The sequence below is a fragment of the Bacillus sp. LLTC93 genome (assembly GCF_002993125.1).
In the GTDB taxonomy this organism is placed as follows: domain Bacteria; phylum Bacillota; class Bacilli; order Bacillales; family Bacillaceae; genus Bacillus; species Bacillus zhangzhouensis.
Genome location: NZ_PVME01000001.1, coordinates 918,685 through 941,618, shown reverse-complemented (window position 1 = coordinate 941,618; position 22,934 = coordinate 918,685). Strand labels below are relative to the sequence as shown.

Annotated in this window: 21 protein-coding genes; 11 read left to right on the top strand and 10 right to left on the bottom strand. The window is 39.5% G+C overall.

Going from position 1 to position 22,934, the window contains the following annotated elements; genetic code table 11:
* The first annotated feature begins 99 nt into the window (after window positions 1-99).
* Window positions 100-1,452 (top strand): amidohydrolase family protein, encoded by a 1,353-nt coding sequence (locus C6W18_RS05015; RefSeq protein WP_105926324.1) that lies wholly within the window; start codon window positions 100-102, stop codon window positions 1,450-1,452.
* A 43-nt stretch (window positions 1,453-1,495) separates the two neighbouring features.
* Here C6W18_RS05015 and C6W18_RS05010 read toward each other — a convergent pair whose 3' ends face one another.
* Both C6W18_RS05010 and C6W18_RS05005 read right to left on the bottom strand, forming a co-directional pair.
* Window positions 1,496-3,433 carry an ABC transporter permease gene (locus tag C6W18_RS05010; protein WP_105926323.1) on the bottom strand — a complete coding sequence of 646 codons (1,938 nt, stop codon included), beginning with the start codon at window positions 3,431-3,433 and terminating at the stop codon, window positions 1,496-1,498.
* A complete protein-coding gene (locus C6W18_RS05005; RefSeq protein WP_034321034.1) occupies window positions 3,423-4,184 on the bottom strand; it encodes an ABC transporter ATP-binding protein in 762 nt (253 codons plus the stop codon). Before C6W18_RS05005 ends, C6W18_RS05010 begins: the two co-directional genes overlap by 11 nt.
* Window positions 4,185-4,571: 387 nt before the next feature.
* Here C6W18_RS05005 and C6W18_RS05000 point away from each other — a divergent pair, with 387 nt between their 5' ends.
* Both C6W18_RS05000 and C6W18_RS04995 read left to right on the top strand, forming a co-directional pair.
* The gene (locus C6W18_RS05000; RefSeq protein WP_034321032.1) at window positions 4,572-4,916 is read left to right on the top strand and encodes a PadR family transcriptional regulator; all 345 of its coding nucleotides are present in this window, start codon (window positions 4,572-4,574) and stop codon (window positions 4,914-4,916) included.
* Window positions 4,907-6,160 carry an FtsW/RodA/SpoVE family cell cycle protein gene (locus C6W18_RS04995; RefSeq protein ID WP_105926321.1) on the top strand — a complete coding sequence of 418 codons (1,254 nt, stop codon included), beginning with the start codon at window positions 4,907-4,909 and terminating at the stop codon, window positions 6,158-6,160. Before C6W18_RS05000 ends, C6W18_RS04995 begins: the two co-directional genes overlap by 10 nt.
* 71 nt (window positions 6,161-6,231) lie before the next feature.
* On the opposite strand, the gene C6W18_RS04990 is transcribed toward C6W18_RS04995, so the two are convergent.
* The 7 genes from C6W18_RS04990 to C6W18_RS04960 all read right to left on the bottom strand — a co-directional run bounded on the left by C6W18_RS04990 (window position 6,232) and on the right by C6W18_RS04960 (window position 13,684).
* Window positions 6,232-7,236 (bottom strand): sensor histidine kinase, encoded by a 1,005-nt coding sequence (locus C6W18_RS04990; RefSeq protein ID WP_034321028.1) that lies wholly within the window; start codon window positions 7,234-7,236, stop codon window positions 6,232-6,234.
* Window positions 7,236-7,925, bottom strand: a complete 690-nt coding sequence (locus C6W18_RS04985; RefSeq protein ID WP_148666201.1) for a response regulator transcription factor — start codon at window positions 7,923-7,925, stop codon at window positions 7,236-7,238. Before C6W18_RS04985 ends, C6W18_RS04990 begins: the two co-directional genes overlap by 1 nt.
* A gap of 110 nt (window positions 7,926-8,035) precedes the next feature.
* The gene (locus C6W18_RS04980; protein ID WP_105926317.1) at window positions 8,036-8,956 is read right to left on the bottom strand and encodes an iron-hydroxamate ABC transporter substrate-binding protein; all 921 of its coding nucleotides are present in this window, start codon (window positions 8,954-8,956) and stop codon (window positions 8,036-8,038) included.
* Window positions 8,957-9,155: 199 nt separating this feature from the next.
* The gene (locus tag C6W18_RS04975; RefSeq protein WP_034321025.1) at window positions 9,156-9,755 is read right to left on the bottom strand and encodes a response regulator transcription factor; all 600 of its coding nucleotides are present in this window, start codon (window positions 9,753-9,755) and stop codon (window positions 9,156-9,158) included.
* Window positions 9,752-10,888: a sensor histidine kinase gene (locus C6W18_RS04970; protein ID WP_105926315.1), complete on the bottom strand. Its 1,137-nt coding sequence runs from the start codon at window positions 10,886-10,888 to the stop codon at window positions 9,752-9,754. The genes C6W18_RS04975 and C6W18_RS04970 overlap by 4 nt, the downstream gene beginning before the upstream one ends.
* A gap of 118 nt (window positions 10,889-11,006) precedes the next feature.
* On the bottom strand, window positions 11,007-12,056 hold the full coding sequence (gene desA, locus C6W18_RS04965; RefSeq protein ID WP_105926313.1) for a Delta(5) desaturase DesA: 1,050 nt from the start codon (window positions 12,054-12,056) through the stop codon (window positions 11,007-11,009).
* A gap of 185 nt (window positions 12,057-12,241) precedes the next feature.
* A complete protein-coding gene (locus tag C6W18_RS04960) occupies window positions 12,242-13,684 on the bottom strand; it encodes a DEAD/DEAH box helicase (RefSeq protein WP_105926311.1) in 1,443 nt (480 codons plus the stop codon).
* A 172-nt stretch (window positions 13,685-13,856) separates the two neighbouring features.
* On the opposite strand from C6W18_RS04960, the gene C6W18_RS04955 reads away from it, so the two are divergent.
* Window positions 13,857-15,698, top strand: a complete 1,842-nt coding sequence (locus tag C6W18_RS04955; RefSeq protein ID WP_223251641.1) for an AIPR family protein — start codon at window positions 13,857-13,859, stop codon at window positions 15,696-15,698.
* Between the two features lie 47 nt (window positions 15,699-15,745).
* Here C6W18_RS04955 and C6W18_RS04950 read toward each other — a convergent pair whose 3' ends face one another.
* Window positions 15,746-16,549, bottom strand: a complete 804-nt coding sequence (locus tag C6W18_RS04950) for an NAD kinase (protein WP_105926307.1) — start codon at window positions 16,547-16,549, stop codon at window positions 15,746-15,748.
* A gap of 446 nt (window positions 16,550-16,995) precedes the next feature.
* Here C6W18_RS04950 and sppA point away from each other — a divergent pair, with 446 nt between their 5' ends.
* The 7 genes from sppA (at window position 16,996) to C6W18_RS04915 (ending at window position 22,901) form a co-directional block, all read left to right on the top strand.
* On the top strand, window positions 16,996-17,997 hold the full coding sequence (sppA, locus tag C6W18_RS04945) for a signal peptide peptidase SppA (RefSeq protein WP_105926305.1): 1,002 nt from the start codon (window positions 16,996-16,998) through the stop codon (window positions 17,995-17,997).
* Between the two features lie 14 nt (window positions 17,998-18,011).
* On the top strand, window positions 18,012-18,536 hold the full coding sequence (locus C6W18_RS04940) for an RDD family protein (RefSeq protein WP_105926303.1): 525 nt from the start codon (window positions 18,012-18,014) through the stop codon (window positions 18,534-18,536).
* A 63-nt stretch (window positions 18,537-18,599) separates the two neighbouring features.
* Complete coding sequence (locus tag C6W18_RS04935) at window positions 18,600-19,343, top strand: DUF2953 domain-containing protein (protein WP_105926301.1); 744 nt, start codon at window positions 18,600-18,602, stop codon at window positions 19,341-19,343.
* Window positions 19,344-19,357: 14 nt separating this feature from the next.
* Window positions 19,358-19,810 (top strand): GerW family sporulation protein, encoded by a 453-nt coding sequence (gene ytfJ, locus C6W18_RS04930; RefSeq protein ID WP_007501733.1) that lies wholly within the window; start codon window positions 19,358-19,360, stop codon window positions 19,808-19,810.
* 112 nt (window positions 19,811-19,922) lie between these two features.
* Complete coding sequence (gene tpx, locus C6W18_RS04925) at window positions 19,923-20,423, top strand: thiol peroxidase (protein WP_105926299.1); 501 nt, start codon at window positions 19,923-19,925, stop codon at window positions 20,421-20,423.
* An 88-nt stretch (window positions 20,424-20,511) separates the two neighbouring features.
* Window positions 20,512-21,486: a class I SAM-dependent methyltransferase gene (locus C6W18_RS04920; protein ID WP_105926297.1), complete on the top strand. Its 975-nt coding sequence runs from the start codon at window positions 20,512-20,514 to the stop codon at window positions 21,484-21,486.
* A 230-nt stretch (window positions 21,487-21,716) separates the two neighbouring features.
* Window positions 21,717-22,901, top strand: a complete 1,185-nt coding sequence (locus C6W18_RS04915) for an acetate kinase (protein ID WP_034320999.1) — start codon at window positions 21,717-21,719, stop codon at window positions 22,899-22,901.
* Window positions 22,902-22,934 lie beyond the last annotated feature (33 nt).

Here is a 22,934-nt window from a genome sequence, read left to right as displayed (position 1 = left end):
CTGCTTGAGTCACTTTTCTTCTAATTTGATCCTATTATGTTTTAAAATGACAGAGAGGGTGGGGTGACTCATCGTCGTCATTTGAAAAGGGGGATATAAATGAAGAAAACATTGTTTAAAGATGCAGCTCTTTTAACGCTTGATCCATCTTTAGGTTTTCTGGAAAAGGGAGATTTACTAATTGAAGGGGCGCACATTTTAGAAGTCGCACCTTCGATTGACGCAAGTGATGCAGACATTGTCGATGCATCCGATATGGTGATCATGCCAGGGCTTGTGGATACACATCGTCATGTGTGGCAGTCTGTCATCCGGGGTATAGGAACAGATTGGTCTTTACAGACGTATTTGAGCAAAATATATTATGGCAACTATGGAGCGATGAGACGTCCATCAGACGATCGAATTGCCAATTATTTAGGGGCATTAGAGGCTTTAGATGCAGGGGTGACCACGTTTTTAGACTGGACGATGATCAATTCAATGGATCATACAGATGAGCTCATAGGAGGATTAAAAGATGCGGGCATTCGGGCTGTTTTTGCTTTTGGTACATCTGGAGATGCTGAATATTGGGATAGGGGGAGTACACTCACTAATATGGAAGATGCAGCCCGCGTGAAAAAAACGTATTTCCAATCAACAGATCAGCTTTTGACGATGGGGCTTGCCATTCGTGGACCTGAGTTTTCCTCGTGGGAGACCTCAGTATTTGAAATTGAAACAGCCAGGTCTTTAGATGCATTATGTAGCATGCACATTGGTTTTGGGAATTGGGGAGCGGAGGATCGCTCGATTGAGCGGCTTCACAAAGCAGGTTTACTAGGACCGGATCTAAACATGGTGCATATCAATGCGATTGATGCGGATCAAATGAAAATGCTGTCTGGCAGCGGAAGCTCAATCTCTATTACACCTGAGATTGAGATGATGATGGGGCACGGTTATCCTGTAACAGGGCTTGCAATTGAGAATGGAGTACTTCCAACGCTTGGTGTAGATGTAGTAACAGCCACAGGCGGAGATTTGTTTGCTCAAATGAAATTCGGGCTTCAGGCAGAGCGGGCGATTCAAAATCAATCATTATTGATGGAGGGGACGATGCCAGGACCTGAACTTGGGCTCTCTGCTCATCAAATGCTTGAAGCTGCGACGATCAATGGGGCTCGTGCACTAAAGCTTGATGATAAAATTGGGTCACTCTCACCTGGGAAAGAAGCTGATTTCATCCTGATTGAACGGACAAGCATGAATTTTCTGCCGATGACAGATCCAGCTGGAGCGGTTGTCCAGACGGCACATCCTTCAAATGTTGATTCTGTCTATGTTGCTGGAAAAGCAGTGAAGCAAAACGGGAAGCTTGTCGGTGTGAACCTAGAAGAGGTGAAACAAAAAGCTTATGCGGCAAGAGACCATATTTTATCGCACAAGTTTGAATCAACACCATCGTAAATAAAGCACAATATCCCCATAGGCGAGGCCTATGGGGAATAGATTACAAGGATTCTTTAATGACTTTTTTATAATACTGGACTGATAAGAATCCGAAGACTGAATACAAAACGGTATAAATCGACATGACAATGAGCATTGGTGCCCACAGTTCACCGCCGAATAAAAACCAGCCTGACTGTACTGCAAAGTAGCTATGCAGCAATCCGATGATGAGCGGAATACCAAAGTTAAATAGCTGTTTGAGTCGAATGCCTTTTAATAGATCTTTCTCAGTAAAACCAAGCTTACGTAAGATCGTGTACGAGCTTTGTTCCTCTTCACTTTCATTCATTTGTTTGAAGTATAAAATACAGCCTGATGTGACAAGGAAGCTTAGGCCTAAAAATCCGACGACAAACATCATCAGTCCTATTGTTTGCTTTTGCTGCTGAGTTGAAGCTAATCGAGACATGCTGTCATCACTCAGTTTTAAAGAAGTAAAGACGTCATTGGCTTGTTCAATATGTTTCTCATCTTTTACATTGATCGCAATATATTGGTTATTCTTAAGCTGAAGCTTAGGATCCTTCTTTTGGTCCAGCTGCTCAAAGACGTTTTGACTAACAACGGCAACAGGCAGGCCGCCAGCAGTGAACCGGTAAGAGATTAAGTGATCCTTCTTCATATCAATGACTTTTAAATCGAGTGGTTTCTTTATCAGAAGTTTCACATCACCTGAGCTTTTAATCGGCATGAATTTTTTCAATAAATCATTGTAGCCGCTTAACATGACTTCGTTGTTCTCCACATGAATGCTTGGTACGTTCCTCTCACTGATCACAGGAAATGTCAAAACTCCTGGATTCTTATTCAAACTTCTTAACTCCGTATCAATGATCTTCTTTGCATCAAAATCAGCTTGAATGACCTTGAATTGTGTTTCTTCATAAGCAATATGTTTGTCAGAAAGTGCACGAGTGAAGGTGGCTGCTTCCTTTTCAGAGCCCATGACGAAATGAGCTGGAATTTGTTGTTCAGCGGTTTTTTCTGCTGAGTAATAGGAAATGTAGCTAAGTGATAACAAACCGATCGCAAGTGCAGATACTGTAGTAATAATCGTTAAAAGCAGTGCATTTGATTTTAGTCTGAACATAATTGATGACAGAGACAGGACTTCATGAATGGCAAGGTAGCCATTCTTTCTCTTACGTACAATATTGGCTATGAACGAAACAGAGCCTTTATAAAAAAGAAAGGTACCAATAATGACAGAACCTAGAATATAAATCATGGCCAAAGATAACGAAAGCATTGACGTGTATGTGCCACTAAAAAGCTGAGAAGAAATGTAATAGCCTGAGCTGATTAAGACAATACCGAAAACCCCAATGATGATTTCAAATACTGATATTTTTTTGATACGTTGCTCTGTAGAAGACGTCGTTCTAAATAAAGATAGGATCGTTTGCTTTTTAATAAAACGTCTATTTCTCAGCATAATCAATACATAAATCAATAAAAAGACAATGATCGTTTGCAGAAGGGCCATGCCTGAAAAATGAAGGTTGGCGATGGCGTTAACGCCTGTCACTTTAAATAGCACCATCAGCATGAGCTTTGAACCGATAAATCCGGCGATTATGCCAAGAGCCATGGCGATCACGTATAGGATAAAGTTTTCTGCGTTGAGCAGTCTGGCAATTTTTTGTTTGGTCATCCCAATGAGCTGCAGCAGGCCAATTTCTTTCCCTCTGCGCTTAATGAAAATGCTGTTCGCATATAACAGGAAGATGCCGACGATGGCAATGAGCAGGATTGAAGCGGCTTTAATTGACGCACCGCCTTTAATAGACCCTTTCACATCATCAAGTGCTGGTGAATACTGCAAGGTGACAAAAGAAAAATAGAGCGCCACACTAAATACAAGAGCGAACACGTATAAGTAGTAATTCTTCAGATTTTTCTTCAGGTTCCGGAAGACGAGCTGATTAATGTTCATGCTTCACACCGCCTAAGACACCTTGCGTTTTCATAATATCTTCGAAAAACATCTTTCTCTCTAAAGCGCCTTTATTTAACTGTGTATAGATCTGTCCATCCTTGATAAAAATGACTCGTCTTGAATAGCTGGCGGCGACAGGATCATGTGTGACCATCACAATGGTCGCTTTTCGTTTTTGATTAAAATCTTGCAGCTTGTTGAGTAAATCAGATGCCGATTTGGAATCAAGTGCCCCAGTTGGTTCATCCGCGAAAATGAGACTAGGCTCATGAATGAAGGCACGAACTGCCGATGTCCGCTGCTTTTGTCCCCCAGACAGTTCATTCGGATATTTATCTCTTAGTTCATAAATCCCCATATCCTCTGCTAGCTGTTGAAAACGTTCAAAAGCTTCTTTTTTAGGTGTTTTGGAGATTGATAATGGTAAAAGGATGTTCTCTTTGACCGTGAGCGTATCAAGTAAGTTATAATCCTGAAAGACAAAGCCAAGCTGCTTTTTTCTGAATTCAGCGAGCTGCTGATCTTTCATTTGAGTCATCTCAGCATCCGCGATCCGAATGGATCCGCTGGACACATGGTCGATAGATGACAATACGTTCAGAAGGGTTGTTTTCCCCGAGCCTGATGGCCCCATAATGCTGACAAATTCTCCAGCTTCTATGGTCAGATCAATGCCTTTGAGCACCTCTTGTTTATTGAATTTATTTCCGTAGCTTTTATATAGCTTGCGTGCTTCTAAAATGTTCATGTGTCGAACCCCTTTTTCTTTTTAATTGATAACTTTATTATAAAAAGAAGCCAGACCAACTTCCTTCGATTTGGCGAACAAAACAGACGAGCATGTGACATTATTGTCACATGCTTGTTTTTTAAAACCATTCACATGTTTTTATGTAGAATTCGCACCTATTATTTAGAAACTTTCCTTATCTTTTGTAGAAAGCGGTGCTCTTTATCATTCATTTTATCTGTTTTTTGTTCTTATGTATCAATCTTCTTTGATTTTCTTGTCATCATGAATTCGGATGTATATTAAAAAATTCATGTGTTGAACCTTTACATGGTATTTTTTTTCATGTATGCTATGCATATTAAATATATGCATAGTATATCTATGTATTAGGAGTGATTGTAAATGAAAGTGAGTAAAGAACTTCTAAAGGGAAGTACAGCTACACTTATTTTAAGCTTATTAAATGAAAAACCGATGTATGGATATGAAATGATTAAAGAATTGGAGGAGAAGTCCGAAGGTATTTTTAGCTTTAAAGAGGGAACGATCTATCCTATTTTGCACAATTTGGAGGGGAAAGAATTGATTGTCTCTTATTGGGGCGAAGGAAATGGCAACCGGAAAAGAAAGTATTACAAAATAAATGAACAGGGCAAAGCATTTATAGAGGAAAAGAAAGAAGAGTGGAACGTTTTCAAAGATGCAGTCGATGGCGTTCTGAACGGGGAGAAAATCGTATGGGATTAGAAAAAAAGTTTGAAAAGTATATAAAGGATGTATGTAAACGAATCAAAAATAAAGATGTACATTCGAGTATAAAGCTTGAGCTTAGCGATCATCTATATACGCTAAAAGAGGAAGCGATGAATGCTGGGATGACTGAAGAAGAGGCAGTAGATCAAGCGCTGGATCAAATTGGAGATGCTGCCATTCTCGGAACGCAGCTCCATGAAACTCATAAAACCCAAATGGATCTTAAAACGATACTTGTTGTGTTAGCTACTTGTTCATTTGGGTTGCTTGCGATGTACTTTTTACAGTTTCATTCTAGTTTTACAAACCTTCAAGACATGAATATTTTTTATAAAAGTCTCGTTTTTTATCTATTTGGTCTTGTGCTTATGTTTGGTTTGTTTGCTTTCGATTATCGACGCTTATTGAAATACTCTTGGCATTTATACATAGGGACGCTCGGAACGCTTTTTCTTACGATGTTTTTTGGTATAAGAGTGAACGGTATTCTTTTTTTAAGAATAAGTGATGTATCAATCAATCTGACTGAGATTGTGCCGTTTCTTGTGGCTATTTCTTTAGCGGGTATTTTTCACTCTTGGAATTGGGGGAATGGTTTCAAATCTTGGCTCGGAGTAGGGATTATGGCTTTACCCATTCTTTTAATAAGTACGATTGGCTCGCTTCCTGCGACCATTATCTGTATCGTCATGTGCATAACGATTATGTATGTGTCTGGTGCAAGTTTGAGGCAAATGATTCCGCTGACAGCAGCAGGAGTTTTATATCTTATTGTAGAAATTTTTTCTCTTTTTCAAGCAGATAGGTACCCTTACTTTTACACAGTTCATGAATTTAGCTCAAACGGGCTTCATATCACTCCGTATGCAATGTCTGAGGTTCACACTGATTGGATGTTTACGTATATCATTTATTCATTTGGCTGGTTCGCAGGGTTGACTGCTTTCATGCTGTTTGTCATTTTTATATACAGAATATTTCATACAGCAAAACGAGTCCAATTGGCTTATGGGAAAATGGTCATGACAGGATTTGCAGCTACGTTTGTAACAAAATTCATCTTGAGTATTTTCACAAACTTTGGATTTTTGCCTTTACCTGGAGTGTCCATGCCTTTCATGAGCTATGGGGGTTCGCATATTCTTCTAGAAATGATGGCTGTTGGTCTGCTCTTGGGTATTTATAGAAGAAGACAGATGGGAGATGTTTTTCACCAAGAAGCGGGAAATATTTCTTAAGAAGATCACCCAATCTCTTCATGCCAGCTTTCAGTCTTTGATAAAGAGATTGGATGTGACCCGTCATGTGTTTACATGCTCGCAATACGAACAAAATCATTCTTTTTCGGAAAGATAAAGGTGAAGGTTGTACCTTGATCTATAGTGGAGTTGACCTCGATCGTGATATGAAGAGCGTCTGCTCCTTTTTTGGTTAAATAGAGCCCCATTCCCGTTGAAGCGGTGTCATGATGATGTCTTGTTGAAGTAAAGCCCTTTTCGAAAATACGAGACACGTCTCTTGGGTCAATTCCTCTGCCTTGATCTGTGATCGACAGTACCACTTGTTCATTCATTTGTCTGCTTTCGATGACAATATCAGACGAATGGCTGTACTTGACTGCGTTTGTCAGCACTTGTCTGATCATAAAGGATAACCATTTTGTATCACTTAATACGTCCCGTTCTTCTAGCGCCAGTTCAAAGCCAATTCCTTTTTGCATGCACCATGATTGGAGGGCTTTGATTTCTTTCGCTATGATGCTTTGCAAATCCAGCTTTTCAATAAATAAATCATTTTCGATATGACGTATTCTGCTTTGGTGCAGCTGGGCATCGAGTAATAAATGAATTCTAAGCCACTCGTACGTCATATTTGATTTCAGCGGCTGCTCTGTTAAGCGGTCAATCATTAAATGCATTGCCGTGAGCGGCGTTTTGACCTCATGTATCCATGAAAGTAGTTCATCTTTTTCTTCTTCAAGAGCGATTTTCTGCTCAGCCGCCATCTGCCTGTAGCGGTCGATTTGCTCTGACGTCGCATCATGTACGAGCTGTTCAAATGGGGAAGAGGGAGCGAGCGGCATTTGATGATCAATATTTTCGTCCCATTCTTTCAGCCTCTCATAATAAGCCGTTTCTTTTCGATAACGAAAAAAGAGAAAGACGATCATGAGTAACGTAGACAGTAACACGATATAAAAAAGAGAAGCCATTGGAATGGTCGTATCCAAATAAGCAACAAAAAGAATGAGAAGCTGCAAACTAAGAAAGAACAGAATCCAGCTTCTTCGTTCTTTTAAAAATGCTTGGAGCATCATTGATCATCCTTTTCCTTTGCAAGATAACCCTGACCTACTTTTGTTTCAATGAAGGTGCCAAGGGAGATCTCGTCTAGTTTTTTTCTGAGGCGATTGACGTTGACAGTCAGCGTATTATCACTTACAAACCGTTCGTCCTCCCATAACGCTTGTATGAGTGATTCCCGGCTGACGATATGATGTTTATGCTGAACCAATTCCTTGAGAATAAATAATTCATTTTTCGTTAATTCAACCTCACCATGTTCATTTGTCACGGTGTTTTTTTCTAGGTCAATGGTAGCGCCGCACCAAACCTTTAAGTTGACCGGCTCCGCATTATAATCATGTACGCGCCGAAGAACAGCACTGACTTTGGCGATAAGCACGTCAAAGTGAAAGGGCTTTTGCACAAAATCATCAGCACCGAGCTGCATCGACATGACCATATCGGCAGGGTGGTCTCGAGATGAGAGGAAGATGATCGGAACATTTGAATGATGGCGAATCATCCGGCACCAATGAAAGCCATCGTATTTCGGCAGCTGAATATCAATGATGACTAGATCAGGCTGAATGGAGGTGAATTCCTGCATGACCTGATGAAAATCGTGAATCCCATAGACCTCATAGGACCAGTTGACTAAACGTTCTTTGATTTCTTGGAAGAGGGTTGTATCGTCCTCAATCAGCAAAATTTTAAACAAAACCAGCACCACACTTTTTGAATTAGCTTGTATGTAATTGTAGCGGAAAAAAGGCGCTGCCGCTAGAAGTATACAAGAAAAAAGCAAGGGAAGAGGCCCCTTGCTTCAGCTTATTTACCTAAAAAATGCTTTTTAAAGAATGATAGTTGATATTCAAGTGTGAGTGGATCATTAAAGTAAAATTCTTCAGCATTTGCTTCGAACACACGATGTTTTTTCACGGCAGGAATGGACTTGTAGATTTCACTGTTTTGATAGGAATTATCCATTTCACTGTTTTTGCTAATGATCATATAGTCTCCAGCAAATTCAGGGATGACCTCTTGCGAAACTGCATAGTAGCCAGCTTTTAATGCTTTTTCTTTTACTTTCTCAGGCATTTTCAGTTTCATTTCTTGATAGAGGATTTCTGTACCGCGACCCCATGCATCTCCAAACACATAAAGATCTTTTGTGCCGCTTTCAAACACAGAAACCGTCGCATCTTGACCGATTTTTGCTTTGATTTCTTTTCCAGCTTCAGCTGCGCGTTCTTTGAAATCTTTCACCCATGCTTTGGCTTCTTTTTCTTTGTTTAATACTTTTCCAATTTCAATGTGCTGTTGAAGGTAATCGACTTTGTTATACGTGAACAAGACTGTTGGTGCGATTTTTTTCAGTTTCTCTACATTTTTTGTATTGCTTAAGCCAATGATGACATCAGGCTTTAGCTTCATGATTTTTTCCACATTCTCATCCGATACTTCTTCCACATTTTTTAATTCCTTTTGGAAGCGTGGATTCTTTTTTGACCAAGAGTCAACGCCAACAAGGTTCACACCAAGTGACATGACATTGCCCGTGTAAGATCCGAGAACAACGACACGTTTTGGATGGGCTGGCAGCTTCACAGGGCCATTTTCAGATTGATATGTAATCTTGTCTGATGACGTTGATTGATTTCCTTTATTTGAGGAAGAGTTGCTGCTATTGCCACATGCGCTCAATACAAGTACAAAGATGAGCATCAGAGGGAACAATATTTTCTTCATGAATGTAGACTCCTTTGAAATCGGCACATATGCCGGATATTTTATTGTATTAGTGATAATGATAATTATTATCACTCGGATATCATATCATAAGACTGCGGTCTGTTGTCAATTACATTTTGTCAGTTGCTGATAAAAAACAGAGGGAATTTTTTAGATAGAAAAAAAGATCAAGGCACCGTATGACCTGATCTTTTTTCTATTTAAACCAGCCTTTTTCTTTAGAGCGTGTGATGGCCTCAATACGGTTTTTAACTTCTAGTTTATCTAAAATAATGGAAATGTAGTTACGGACAGTGCCGCTTTTAATGCTGAGTTCCTTTGCGATCTCTTTCGTGTTTTTGCCGTCTGCGACGAGTTCAAGGACGGATTTTTCTCGTTGGGTTAAAGGATTTTCGTCGCTATATAAGTCTTCCATTAATTCAGGGGCGTATACCTTTTTTCCTTTCATCACGCTGCGAATGGCACTTGCCAGATCTTCGCTTGGGCTGTCTTTCAGCATATAGCCGCTAACGCCAGCTTTCAGCGCCCTTTGGAAATATCCAGAACGGGCAAAGGTCGTTAAAATGATAATTTTCACATCTGATTCCTTGAGTTCTTCGGCTGCATCTAGTCCAGATTTCCCTGGCATTTCAATATCCATTAAACAAATATCAACGGGGTGTTTTTTAGCAAAATCAATGGCGTCCTGGCCGTTTGTGCCTTTTCCAACAACCGTCATATCCTCTTCTAAATCAAGTAGTGAACCGAGTGCACCAAGCAGCATTTGCTGATCCTCTGCGATAAAAATGTTGATCATTTCATTCCCTCCTGTTCTTTTGCTGCTGAATCATTTGGAATGCTCATGATCAGCTTCGTCCCATCTTTTGTCTCAAGGTGAAGGCGTCCATTTGCAAATTCCAATCGTTCTCTAATCCCTAAAAGGCCGTGTCCCTTCGTTTGAGAGGAGGGGGGATCTCCTTTAAATGTCCCATCATCTTCAACCGTGATGACCGCTTCTTTTGACTTTTGATGAATGGTTATTTTACAGACTGTGGCATCACTATGTTTGACGATATTGGTGACTGCTTCTTTTATACACATGCTCACAATGTTTTCGTTGAGAAGAGAGATGTGTTTCGGTGCTTCCTTTTCATCATAGATCAATTCTATCCCGGCCGCTTCGAGAATTTGCTCTATGTTCAACATTTCATCCTTGATCCGAATGCCTTTCATGGAGGAAACAATTTTCCGCACTTCATTGAGAGACGTTCTGGCTGTTTGCTGGACGCTTTTCAGTTCGGCACGTGCCTGCTCTGGGTCTTTATAAACCAGTTTTCGGGCAAGATCACTCTTTAAACCGATGAGGGAAAGCTTTTGTCCAAGGGTATCATGCAGATCACGTGCAATTCGCTGCCTTTCTTCAATTTTTACAAGGTCGGCGATACGTTCATTGGCATCTTCTAATTTCTCTTCGAGCCGTTCACGTTCCTTCCTGCTTCGAATGCTGAGAGGGAGGAGAATGGCACTAATGAGTGTAATGAGAACCAAGGGAATTTGCGTGAGAAACCAGCCCTTTTTTAAGATCAGACTGAAATTCACCGCAATTGCGGCGCTCCCGACATGAATATAGTACAAGATATAGAAAGGTACTTTTCTTTTAATATGCCCATTGAAATAGGCGATGCAAAAAGCGAAATAAATGTAGCTGTAGAGCATGACATAGCCAGTAGAAATCGCAATCAAGAGAAGGCCTAATACATATAAAGACCAGCCTTTTGCGATAAAGGCAAAACGATAGACAGCGAAAAAGACAACGTTCAAAATAATGCCGATCACAATGCCTAAAGTCGAAGGAGCCTTAATGATAAAATAAAAGGGAAGGATGAAAAAAATGGCCCATATATACGGGGATATCCCATGCAATTTTTGAATTTTAAGTTGTTTTTTCATCCGTGAATCACCTTTTCCATTTTTTCATTCTTTTTCACTACTTTATCAAATTGAACACGTTATCGCATCCTGTAAATACCAACAAGCTCCTTCTATTGTAAGAAAGAGCTTGCGTCGTTTATGCATTCTTCTTGAGAATGTCTCCTTTGATGACAGGTGTGCTTTTCGTCTGACGTGCTTCTTTAAAGGTAACGAATGCTTTCGTTTCTTCATCCCAAAGTCTAAATTTCATTGACTCAATACTTGTTTTTAAAGTGATGGTTGGAACATTTTGAAGCGGCTCACTATGCTCATGAGCATGCTCCAAATGATAATTCGGTACCCTCGGACTTAAATGATGGACATGGTGATAACCGATATTGCCTGTTAACCATTGAAGGAGCTTTGGCAATTTGTAAAAAGAACTGCCTTCTACAGCTGCCTGCACATAATTCCAATGTTCATCTGCTTCAAAGTAAGAATCCTCAAACGTATGCTGCACATAAAACAGCCATACACCGATTGATCCAGAAATCAGAAAGATTGGACCTTGGACAAGTAACAAACCTTGCCAGCCAAAAAGGAGATAGGTCGCCCCTGCGAGCAAAACAATCGATATGTTTGTGAAATAGGTATTCCAGCGCTCTTTTTTACGAGCATTTTTGACGTTGAAACGGTTTTGAAGCAGGAAAACAAAGATCGGTCCTAAAATAAACATGACAAAAGGATTGCGATAAAATCTGTAGCGAAATTTCGTCCATACAGATGCTTCTTGATATTCTTTGACTGTCAGGAGCCAAATGTCACCAGTACCTCGTTTGTCTAAATTACTGCTTGTGGCATGGTGAATCGAATGATCTCTTTGCCATTGAAGATAAGGGAAAAGGGTGAGTACACCCGTTATGAAACCAAACAGGTGATTCAGCGGTTTCTGTTTAAAAAAGGATTGGTGGCAGCAGTCGTGAAAAATAATAAAGACACGTACTAAAAAACCAGCTGCAATAACCGCAAAGAAGAGGGTTAAAAGGTAGGAGATGTTCAGGCTATAATAGGCAAGAAACCAAAGCCCCAAAAATGGAATAAATGTATTAAAGAGTTGCATGATACTTTTTTTTGAATCAGCACCAGAAAATTGACCTACTTGTTTTCTTAAAGTCGCTTGCTGCTGCGTGTTTGTTGAAGTTGTCATGAAAGTTCAAGTCCTTTCCGTTTCTTTCTACTTCAAAGTATAGAAGGAAAGGCGTCATGCTCATAGTAGCACCCATCATGTATTCAATATGACATTTGTCATGTTGAACATCAAAAAGCCTGACGGCATCAGGGTTTGTGGATGCATTTCATCATAAAAAAAATTGAAGGCGCTTGGCCTTCAATTTATGAGCGTGCTTCATGTACTTTTAACTGCTTGCCTTTAATGGTTGTGTGACGCATGGCATTCAGTACAAGAGGACCTTTCCCATTTAAAATATCTACATACGTTTTCGTGTCCTGAATCGTAATAATCCCAATATCATCGAATGCAACGCCGTCTATTTTGGCAATGGTCCCAACGAAATCAACGGCCCGCAGTTTCTTTTTCTTCCCGCCGTTAAAATAAAGCTTCATTATATCTTTTTCTACGCCGGCTTTTTTATTTTCTTTTTGTATAGGTGTTTCAATTTTTTCTTCGAAGCTCGCTACATGCTGCTCCGCTTCTTCCTTCGTCGGATAAGGCTGAGTCTGAAAATCAATGCCAGCATCCTGCTTTAATTCATCAATGAGCGGCTGCGCGTGCCTGGTCATAAACGCAATCGTTTTCCCGCTTTTACCCGCTCTACCGGTTCTTCCAGTTCGATGAATATAGCGTTCTTTTTCATAAGGAAGGTCGTAATGAATGACATGTGTCATATCGCTTACATCGATTCCCCGGGCTGCTATATCTGTTGCGATCAGATAGCGGAACTCGCCGTTTTTGAATTCATCCATGACGTCAAAGCGGTCTTCCTGTCTCATGCCCCCATGAATTTTGTCACAAGGGACATCCCAATCGTCTAGCTTGATCGTCAGTTCATTCACTCGTTCCTGTGTATTGCAGAAAATGATACAGCTATCAGGATTTTCGATGACGATCGTTCGCTGGAGAAGTGAGAATTTGGCTTCTTCCTCTGTTTCAATTACGGTGTGGGTGATTTGCTGTACAGATTTTTCTTCACGTGCAATCTCAATCATTTTTGGTGATTGTAAAAATTGCTTGCTCAATTCCTTCATTTCAGCAGACATCGTCGCTGAAAATAGCATCGACATGCGCTTTGGCGGGAGATGCTGAATAATAGAAGAGACTTGATCAATAAATCCCATGTTCAGCATTTCATCTGCTTCATCTAACACGAAAAATTTGAGGTTTTCTAAAGAAAGCGTACCCTTTTCAAGGTGATCCAATATTCGCCCTGGTGTTCCGCACACAATATGGTTCTTTTGTGCAAGCTCTACTTTTTGGGCTTGAAAAGGGGCTTTTCCATAAATGGCTGCCGCTTTGATTCGTTTAAATCGTCCAAGGCTGGTAAGGTCTTGCTTGACCTGCATGGCAAGTTCACGTGTTGGAACGAGGATGAGGGCTTGAGGTTTATTTTCAGCCCAATCCACCATTTCACAAATCGGCAGACCGTAGGCTGCTGTCTTGCCGCTGCCTGTCTGAGATTTGACGATTAGATCCTGCTTTGAAAAAGCCACGGATAACGTCTCGTGCTGAACGGGTGTTGGTGTATGGAAGTGAAGCGCTTCTAACGCTTGTTTCAATTCATTGCTTAATGGATATTGATCAAAATGTTGTAATGGCATCGTGTTCTCCTTTTTCGTACATTCATACTTGTGACATCATACCATATGATGTCCTGTAATTTTATACAATGTCTTTATAATCATAATAAAAAATAAATTAAAATCTGTTAAATATATGAAGAATGTGGTAGTTTTGATTATATATAAATACTAGGGGGAGTGTTTGTTGAAGGTGAAAAATAACAAAAAGATACTATATCAAGTTCTCCATACTGAAGTCAACGAATCTATAAACGAATTCCTTAAAGAAGGTGGGCAAGATAATCCAGTTTCAAAAGGACAAAATTTTTGTGAATGGGTTTTATTTAATGTCTTTGAACTTAGAGAAGATGAAGTAGCAGAAGCAACAGAAATATCAGGGAATTTCAATAATGGAATAGACGCAATTTTTGAAATGAATAATGAGTTGTGCATAATGCAGTCAAAGTATAAAAATGCACATTCACCAGAATCAATGAAAGCTCTATTAGTGGATTGTAATCGAATAATATCAGATATACCTGAAACAGAAAGGTCAATTGTTCTAGAAAATTGTAAAAAGGTAAGAGAAAGTTATCAAAATGGAGAAAATATAAATTGTTTTTATGTAACTAATAATGAAATAAGTGAATGGGAAGATATTCAGCTTAAACAAACACTAAAAGAAAATAGAATCTCGAACTCTCAACTAAAATTTGAATTTTGGGATATAAATAAAATAATTGAACAAATCTCAATAAAAAATGGTGAACTCCCTAAAAATTTTAGAGATAAGACATTTAAAATGAATATTGAAAAAAGTTTTGATGCCTATGATACGACATTGGTTGCAATGGTCAAATTAAAAGATTTTGCAAATTTTGTTATCAAAGGAGGGAATACATTATTTCATTCGAATATTAGAAATTATTTGAAAGGAACCAAAATAAATAAAGGGATTAAATCTACTTTGTCTGAACAAATTAATAAATTTTGGCTTTATAATAACGGTGTTACGATAGTTTGTGATACATATGAAGATCGAACAAATATAATATCGTTAAAATCACCTCAAATAGTGAATGGATGTCAAACTGCCAAAACAATTGGTGAATTTTATAATAAATTAACTACCAGTGAGTTATCTGACATTGATAAAGAAGGTCATGTATTAGTTAAAGTAATTAGAACTAGAAAAAGTGCTACCAATGAAGAAAAGAAAGAATTGAGAGATAATATTACTAGGTACACTAATTCACAAAATGCTGTTAAAGGTTTGGATTTTTATGCGCTAGATCGTTTTCAAAGAGATTTACAACGGAGGTTGGAAAAATCTTTCGGTTTTTATTATGAAATACAAAGAGGAGCTTTTATTACTTTAGATGTTAACAAGAAAAATTCTTTTAATGGCTACAGTGATTATAATTATCTTTTGGAGGGCGTTAACAGTAAGAAAAAATATGTTTTACCAGCTAAAGAAGTAATCCAGTCATTTACTGCAGCTATAAAACAAATGCCAAATGTGGCTTACGGAAGAGCTAATGAGTTAACACCAACTGGAGACAGGTGGAAAGACATAGTTAATGATGAGACTGAAAAAATGCCAATTGAACATTTTTTATATCCTTATCTAATTTTGAAATATGTAAAAGAAAAATTGAAGTATAGAGGTGGAGTAAAGGACTTTAGAAAAAATTCTGCATTTTTGTTTATAGCAACGTATTATAAATTAATATTAAAACTTATTAACAAATTTCAAGAGGCCGATTACGAGAAGCCGGAGGAAATTCCAATAGAGTATTACAGAGGTATATTTAAGAACTCTGAATTAAATAAAAGGTTGTTAAATCATACACACGATATTTTAAAATATTATTTTAAAGACAGTGCTGTCAAAAAATCTGTTGCAGATAATTTAAGAGGGTTCCTAATGAACAGAGTCACTCAAGCCGAATATTGGCATATTCTAAATGAATATATAGATGACAGTATTAATGAGAACGAAGAAGAAATTTATCATGATATGAGAGATTTATTAATGGTATTAGAAAAGTGAGTAATAATTATAATAGCTCCTCCCGTCAAAGGGAGGGGCTATTATGATTAAAGGAATCTGCGTTTGACTTTTTCCCAGTATGAGTTGTCTTTTAATTTCACCGTCTTAATCACTTTTCCTGAAAGGCCGATGTCAATTTGTTTGACGTGTTTTGTACCGAGCGCTTCATTATCTAGTCCGATAATTGGATGGTCGTTTCCGTCCTGCACGACCTTTAGCGTCAGCTTGCGGTCACTGCTTAAAATGAAAGGAGCGCCAAGCGTACGGTACGAGTTGTTATTAAGCGATGCAAGTTCTGTCACTTGCATACAAGGGAGCATCGGATCAACCACGGCGCCGTTTACGGATTTATTGTAGGCCGTTGAGCCAGTTGGAGTGGAAATAATCATCCCGTCGCCTCTAAACGTTTCAAAGTGAAAATCATCTATATATACATCGATGACAAATGTTTTAATGATGCTAGAGCGGATCGACAGCTCGTTCAAGCAATGGAACTGGTTTGTACTGTCAACGCTTACATCAATGATCGGATATTTTCTCACTTCAATCTGTTCTGTGTTCATGGCATCAATCATTTTATCAAAATGTTCTAATGAAAAATCGCAGTATAAATGCGAATTCTCTGTTTTTGATACCCCTACATACAAGCAGTCATCACGGAAATTCGTTTTGCGGACTGCTTGAAGGAATGTGCCATCTCCGCCAATTGAAGCAATAATATGGGCATCTTCTGCACGCTTTACGACTTGAAAGCCTTGTTCAGTAGCGAGCTTCTCGAGAGAAGAAATGTGTCCATCCAATTCATGATCTTTTTTGTAAAAGAAAAATACATTGCGACGATTGTCTGTCATTGACGTTCTCCCCTTTGTTGTCAAAAATAGATTTCCAATATTAAAGGGCTTACATGTAAAACCCTTGCTCACATTTTACACTTTTTTCATATGAAAGTAAAAACATTAGAAAGACGCCAATTATGATAGGATTCGCTTTTTAGAAATGAGTCGATGTAAGTGATTTGAAATGGCTATCTTTGAGCATAATTTAATAGCTGTGTTCTAATGAAAGAATGGTTTGGGTGTTTTGTTGTGGTGAACCTCTAGACAATTAGGTGTAGGGAGAGGATAAAAAAACCAATTTCTCGTCATGAGCTTCTGATAGTAGACGATGTAAAGTTGATCGTCATTTAAGATAGGTGCTATCATATGTTGAAATGAAATGTAAAAAAACCACAATTCCTGTGAACATTTCATGTGAATATTCGTATGAATGAAGTGAGACAAAAAAGGAGGAGAAAGAGATGAATGCGAAAAGATGGGTAGCCTTAATCATTGCACTCGGTGTTTTCGGATGTTCAATTGTGATCAGTGTCACGATGGCTTTGTTCGAAAACTTCAATGACAATAAAATGAGCTATCAATTCGGGGATGAAATAGAAGAGAAGGTACTAGAGGACGGAAGCGGTGCAGGTAAAATTGCTGTTCTTGAGATTAATGGAACCATTCAAGATAACGGCGGTGCATCAAGCCTTTTAGGCGGAGAAGCGTATGATCATCGTGCTTTCTTAAAGGAACTAGATAAAGCAAAAGAGGATGCTTCTGTAAAAGGTGTACTGCTGCGAGTGAACTCTCCTGGCGGTGGTGTCTATGAAAGTGCTGAAATACATAAAAAATTAGAAGAAGTGAAAAAAGCGAAGAAGCCGATTTACGTCTCCATGGGATCAATGGCAGCTTCTGGCGGTTATTATGTGTCGACACCAGCGAAGAAAATCTTTGCTTCACCTGAAACATTAACAGGTTCTCTAGGCGTGATCATGCAAAGTTTGAATTATTCAAAGCTAGCGGATAATTTAGGCATTAAATATGAAACGATTAAGAGCGGGAAATTCAAAGACATCATGTCTCCAAATCGTGATATGACAAAGGATGAGCGCGACATCATGCAAAGCATGGTCGACAACTCCTATGAAGGCTTTGTCAAAGTGATTTCTGAAGGACGCGGTATGTCTAAACAGGACGTCAAGAAAATTGCCGATGGCCGAGTATATGACGGAACACAGGCGAAGTCTAACGGGTTAGTGGATGAGCTTGGATACTATGAAGATGCACTAAAAGCCATGAAGAAAAATGAAAAAGGCTTAAAAGGGGCAAAAGTCATCAGCTATTCTCAAAGCTTTGGCTGGAACTCTCTTCTCAATATGAGTGCAAGCAAGCTCTTTAAAAGCGAAATTGATTTTCTGAATTTAAAAGAAACACTGGCTGGCTCAAACGGGTCTAAACCGATGTATCTCTATTCAAAATAAAGGAGGGATCATAGATGGATTCTACATTCGATGAAGTAAGCGAAAGCCGCAGCCAGCAGGACGAATTGAAGCCCTCCTTTGCGAAGCGCGCTTCAATTGAAGCACAGGCCTTTGCAGGTTTTTGGATTAGATTTTGGGCGTTTATCCTTGATTGGCTCGTCGTTTGGGGTGTTAACCATTTGACGGTTTCTCCAATCTTTAGTCTGTTTGGCTGGTCAAAAGGAGGAGGATGGTTTTCTCCATTTTCCGTCACAACGACGATTGTTTTCCTCCTTTATTTCGCCATCATGACGAAAATCTTTCATCAAACACTCGGCAAGATGGTGTTTGGGATCAAAGTGGTCTCCCTTCAGCCTGAGAAGCAGCTGACATGGGATGTCATTTTCTTTAGAGAAATTGTGGGACGATATATTAATACGCTTTTTGTTCTCTATGCTGTTGTTGGGTTCTCACCGAAAAAGCAAGGGGTTCACGACTACTTTGCTGATACGGTGGTTGTCCATGAACATCTATATGAAAAAACAGAATCAAACATATAATTCAGAGAGAGTTTGGCCGATACCGGTCAAACTCTTTTTTGATGATTGGGTATAAAATCCAGAATGAGAGCCATAATCGTAGGGGAAGCATCATTTGTTACGGAGGAAGTGAGCACAGTGCTTTACGTTTGGATCGCAGCTTTTTTGTTTCTTGTGATCTTATTGGTCTTCATGAAAGTGACCATTTCATTGGAGTATTCACATGCAAATGACAATGACCACATTGCGCTGAAGGTCATTACCTTATATGGAATGGTGAGACTCAAAAAAGAGATTCCGATGGTGAGAGTGAATCCGGAAGATCAAACGATTGATATTCGTGAAAAGAAAATGGCTAGCTCCAAAACGCCTAGTCACGAAAAAGAATCCATGCATAAAAAAGTGGGAAAACGTGATGTGAAGGAAATCCTTCATCAAATGGAACGTATTACAAAAGAGATAGTCGATCTAAACCGGATCATACGCAAGTTCTTCATTCACATCAAAATTGTATCGTTTCACTGGTCGACATGGATCGGCTTTCATGACGCGGCTTTAACTGGTGTAGCCGCCGGCGGCGTGTGGTCAGTCAAAGGAGCACTGCTTGCTTTTATGCAGGAGCATCTCACCTTTAAGCATAAACCGGTATATGAAGTCATTCCTGCCTTTCAGCACAATGTGTCACAGACCCAATTTACATGTATAGCTTATTTTCGTATTGGACATGCTATGCTTGCAGCCATTCGATTACTTGTCCAATGGGTAAAAGGAAGAAAGGCAAGAAAAAGTGCCTCTCTTCAAGCAACGAAGAATGAATCATCTGTTTAAGGAGGAACCCGAAAATGGCAGATCATCCAATCCAAGGTCTGATGAAGACAGCGATGGAAAACTTAAAAGAAATGATAGATGTGAATACGATCATCGGCGATCCAGTCGAAACCCCTGACGGCAGTGTCATTCTCACTGTGTCAAAGGTCGGTTTTGGATTTGCAGCCGGCGGCAGTGAATTTAACGGGAATCAAAAGAAAGAAAAACGTTCTGATGAACAAGAACGAAAAGAACCGAGACTCCCATTTGGCGGCGGAAGCGGCGGCGGGGTATCCATTACACCAATTGCCTTCTTAATTGTGGGAACAAACGGAGTTCGAATGCTTCATTTGGATGAACATACACATCTGCTTGATAAAATATTGGATTCTGCTCCTCAAGCAATTGAACGTCTTCAGCACATGTTTAAGAAAGATGAACGGGAGCACCGCCACAAAGAACGAAAACTAGATGACATAGACCTTTAAAAAGTTAGCTGCGCTGCAGCTAACTTTTTTTTCAAAATGGACGATTAGGCTTTGCAGTTTTTTGCTTTCTCTACTATGATAGAACCATACATTTGATAAGGGAGGAATTGTTTTGGCATCGATCACATTTAAAGGGAGTTCTGTAACGCTTGTAGGAAATGAAGTGAAAGTAGGCGAGCAGGCTCCTGATTTTACGGTATTAACGAACTCACTCGGAGAAGTTTCACTTTCTGATTTATCAGGAAAAGTGACGATCATCTCAGTGATTCCTTCTATTGATACAGGTGTGTGTGACGCACAAACAAGACGTTTCAATGAAGAGGCAGCCGGTTTAGGTCCGGTCAATATTTATACGATTAGTGCAGACCTTCCATTTGCACAAGCACGCTGGTGCGGAGCAAACGGAATTGAAAATGTAGAAACATTATCTGATCACAGAGATATGTCTTTTGGTGAAGCGTTTGGTGTATATATGAAAGAATTGCGTTTATTGGCGCGTGCCGTTTTCGTATTAGACCCAAACGGGAAAGTGGTTTACACTGAATACGTAAGCGAAGCAACGAATCATCCAAATTATGAAAAAGCCATTGAAGCTGCAAAATCACTGTTATAAAAGCAGCATCGACAAGAGCTCCGGCTTCATACTGGGGCTCTTTTCAATGAGAACATATAGCTTTTAACAAAGCGAGGAGAGAAAAGCATTGCAGAAAGATCAAGTGAGTACTATTTTTGAGCTGCTCGATACAGCCTCGATTCGATTGAAAAAGGAACATAGCATTTCCTATATTGAAGCATTGGCAGAAGCAGGAGAAGCCTTTTTCCAGGCAAACGATCGCAACGGTTTACTGAAGGACTTAATAGAGAAAGCAGATTTTGCCTCTTATGATCATGAGCAGATTCGTAAAGCGTTTCAGCTCGCCGTATTGAAAGGACAAAAGGATATTTCCCATCCAAACCGTCAAATGACGCCAGATACGATTGGACTGTTTGTCAGCTATTTGGTCAATAAATTTTTAGAAGGACAAAAAGAGCTTGTTGTCTTTGACCCAGCAGCGGGAACAGGAAACTTACTGCTTGCTGTCTTAAACAATCTCACTGCAGAAACAAAGCGCGGCTTTGCCTCTGAAATTGATGATGTACTGATTAAAATTGCTTGGGCACAGGCGAATTTAGAAGAAAAAGAAGTGGAGCTTTTTCATCAGGACAGCCTTGATCCGCTTCTCATCTCACCGGCAGATGTCACGGTATGCAGCCTTCCAGTCGGCTATTATCCAAATGATGAGCGTGCAGCCGACTATGAATTAAAGGCAAAAGAAGGACATGCCTTTGCGCATTATTTATTCATTGAACAAAGCCTTCGTTACACGAAAGAAGGCGGCTTCCTATTCTTCATCATTCCAAACGATTTGTTTGAAGGAAAAGAAAGTGTGCAATTAAAGGATTTCATCAAAGATCATGCTTATATGAATGCTTTAATTCAGCTGCCAGTCTCCATGTTCAAAGACAAAAAGCACGCCAAAAGCTTATTTGTGATGCAAAAGAAAAAAGAGGGGCTGGAAGCACCAAAACGGATGCTGTTTGCCAATCTGCCATCTTTCTCACAGAAGGAAGCAATGGTTGGCGTAATGAGAAAATTAGATCAGTGGTTTATAGAAGAAAAAGAAACGAAAGAATAGCCAGAGTGATTTCTGGCTATTTTACTATTCAGAAAATATCGACTTATTGATGTAAGCGATAACAGTTCGATGGTGCACTTGAAATGCAAAGTTTTCAATGTTTAAATGAAAAAGTCAGATATTTTTCGGACTTATCGTTAAACTATAAAAGACCCATTCAAACAGGTTGAATATAGCACCGGAAAAAACGTGAAACCCTATATAACAACTGAGTAAAAGGAGCGACAAGAATGTCCAAAATTATTGCAATCAACGCAGGAAGCTCATCTCTTAAATTCCAATTGTTCAACATGCCAGAAGAAACCGTTTTAACGAAAGGTCTTGTTGAAAGAATCGGAATGGACAACAGTATCTTTACGATTTCTGTAGATGGAGAAAAGAAAACAGAAATCACTGATATTCCAGATCACGCAGTAGCCGTTAAAATGCTGCTTGAAAAACTAACTGAATTTAACATCATTAAAGACTTTAGTGAAATTGATGGCGTAGGACATCGTGTGGTTCACGGTGGAGAAAAGTTCAGCGACTCTGTTCTATTAACAGATGAAGTGATCAATGAGATTGATCAGCTTTCAGAGCTTGCACCACTGCACAACCCTGCAAACGTTGTAGGAATCAAAGCATTCAAACAAATTCTGCCTGACGTACCAGCGATTGCTGTGTTCGATACAGCGTTCCACCAAACAATGCCAGAGCAGTCTTACCTATACAGCCTTCCGTACGACTACTACAAAAACTTTGGTATTCGTAAATACGGATTCCACGGGACAAGCCATAAGTTCGTCACAGAGCGTGCATCAGAGCTATTAGGCCGTCCTCTTGAAGAGCTTCGTTTGATTTCTTGTCACCTTGGAAATGGTGCGAGTATCGCAGCAGTAGAAGGCGGAAAATCAATCGATACATCAATGGGCTTCACACCACTTGCTGGTGTTGCGATGGGTACACGTTCAGGTAACATTGACCCTGCCCTCATTCCATTTATTATGGAGAAAACAGGACATACTGCTGAAGAAGTTCTTTCTACTTTGAATAAGAAGAGTGGTCTTTTAGGTGTGTCTGGTCTTTCAAGTGACCTTCGTGATATCGAAGAAGCAACAGAAGAAGGAAACGACCGTGCAGAAGTAGCTCTTGATATTTTTGCTAGCCGTATTCATAAATACATCGGTTCTTATGCAGCGAGAATGAATGGCGTAGATGCGATCATCTTCACAGCTGGAATCGGCGAAAACAGTTCAGAAGTGAGAGCACGTGTCCTTCGTGGTCTAGAATTCATGGGCGTATATTGGGATCCATCTCTTAACAACATGAGAGGCGAAGAAGCATTCATCAGCTACCCGCACTCTCCTGTTAAAGTCATCGTGATTCCAACGAACGAAGAAGTGATGATTGCAAGAGACGTTATGCGCTTAGCGTAAATGATTGAGAAGCTCTTTTCCTTATGAGAAAAG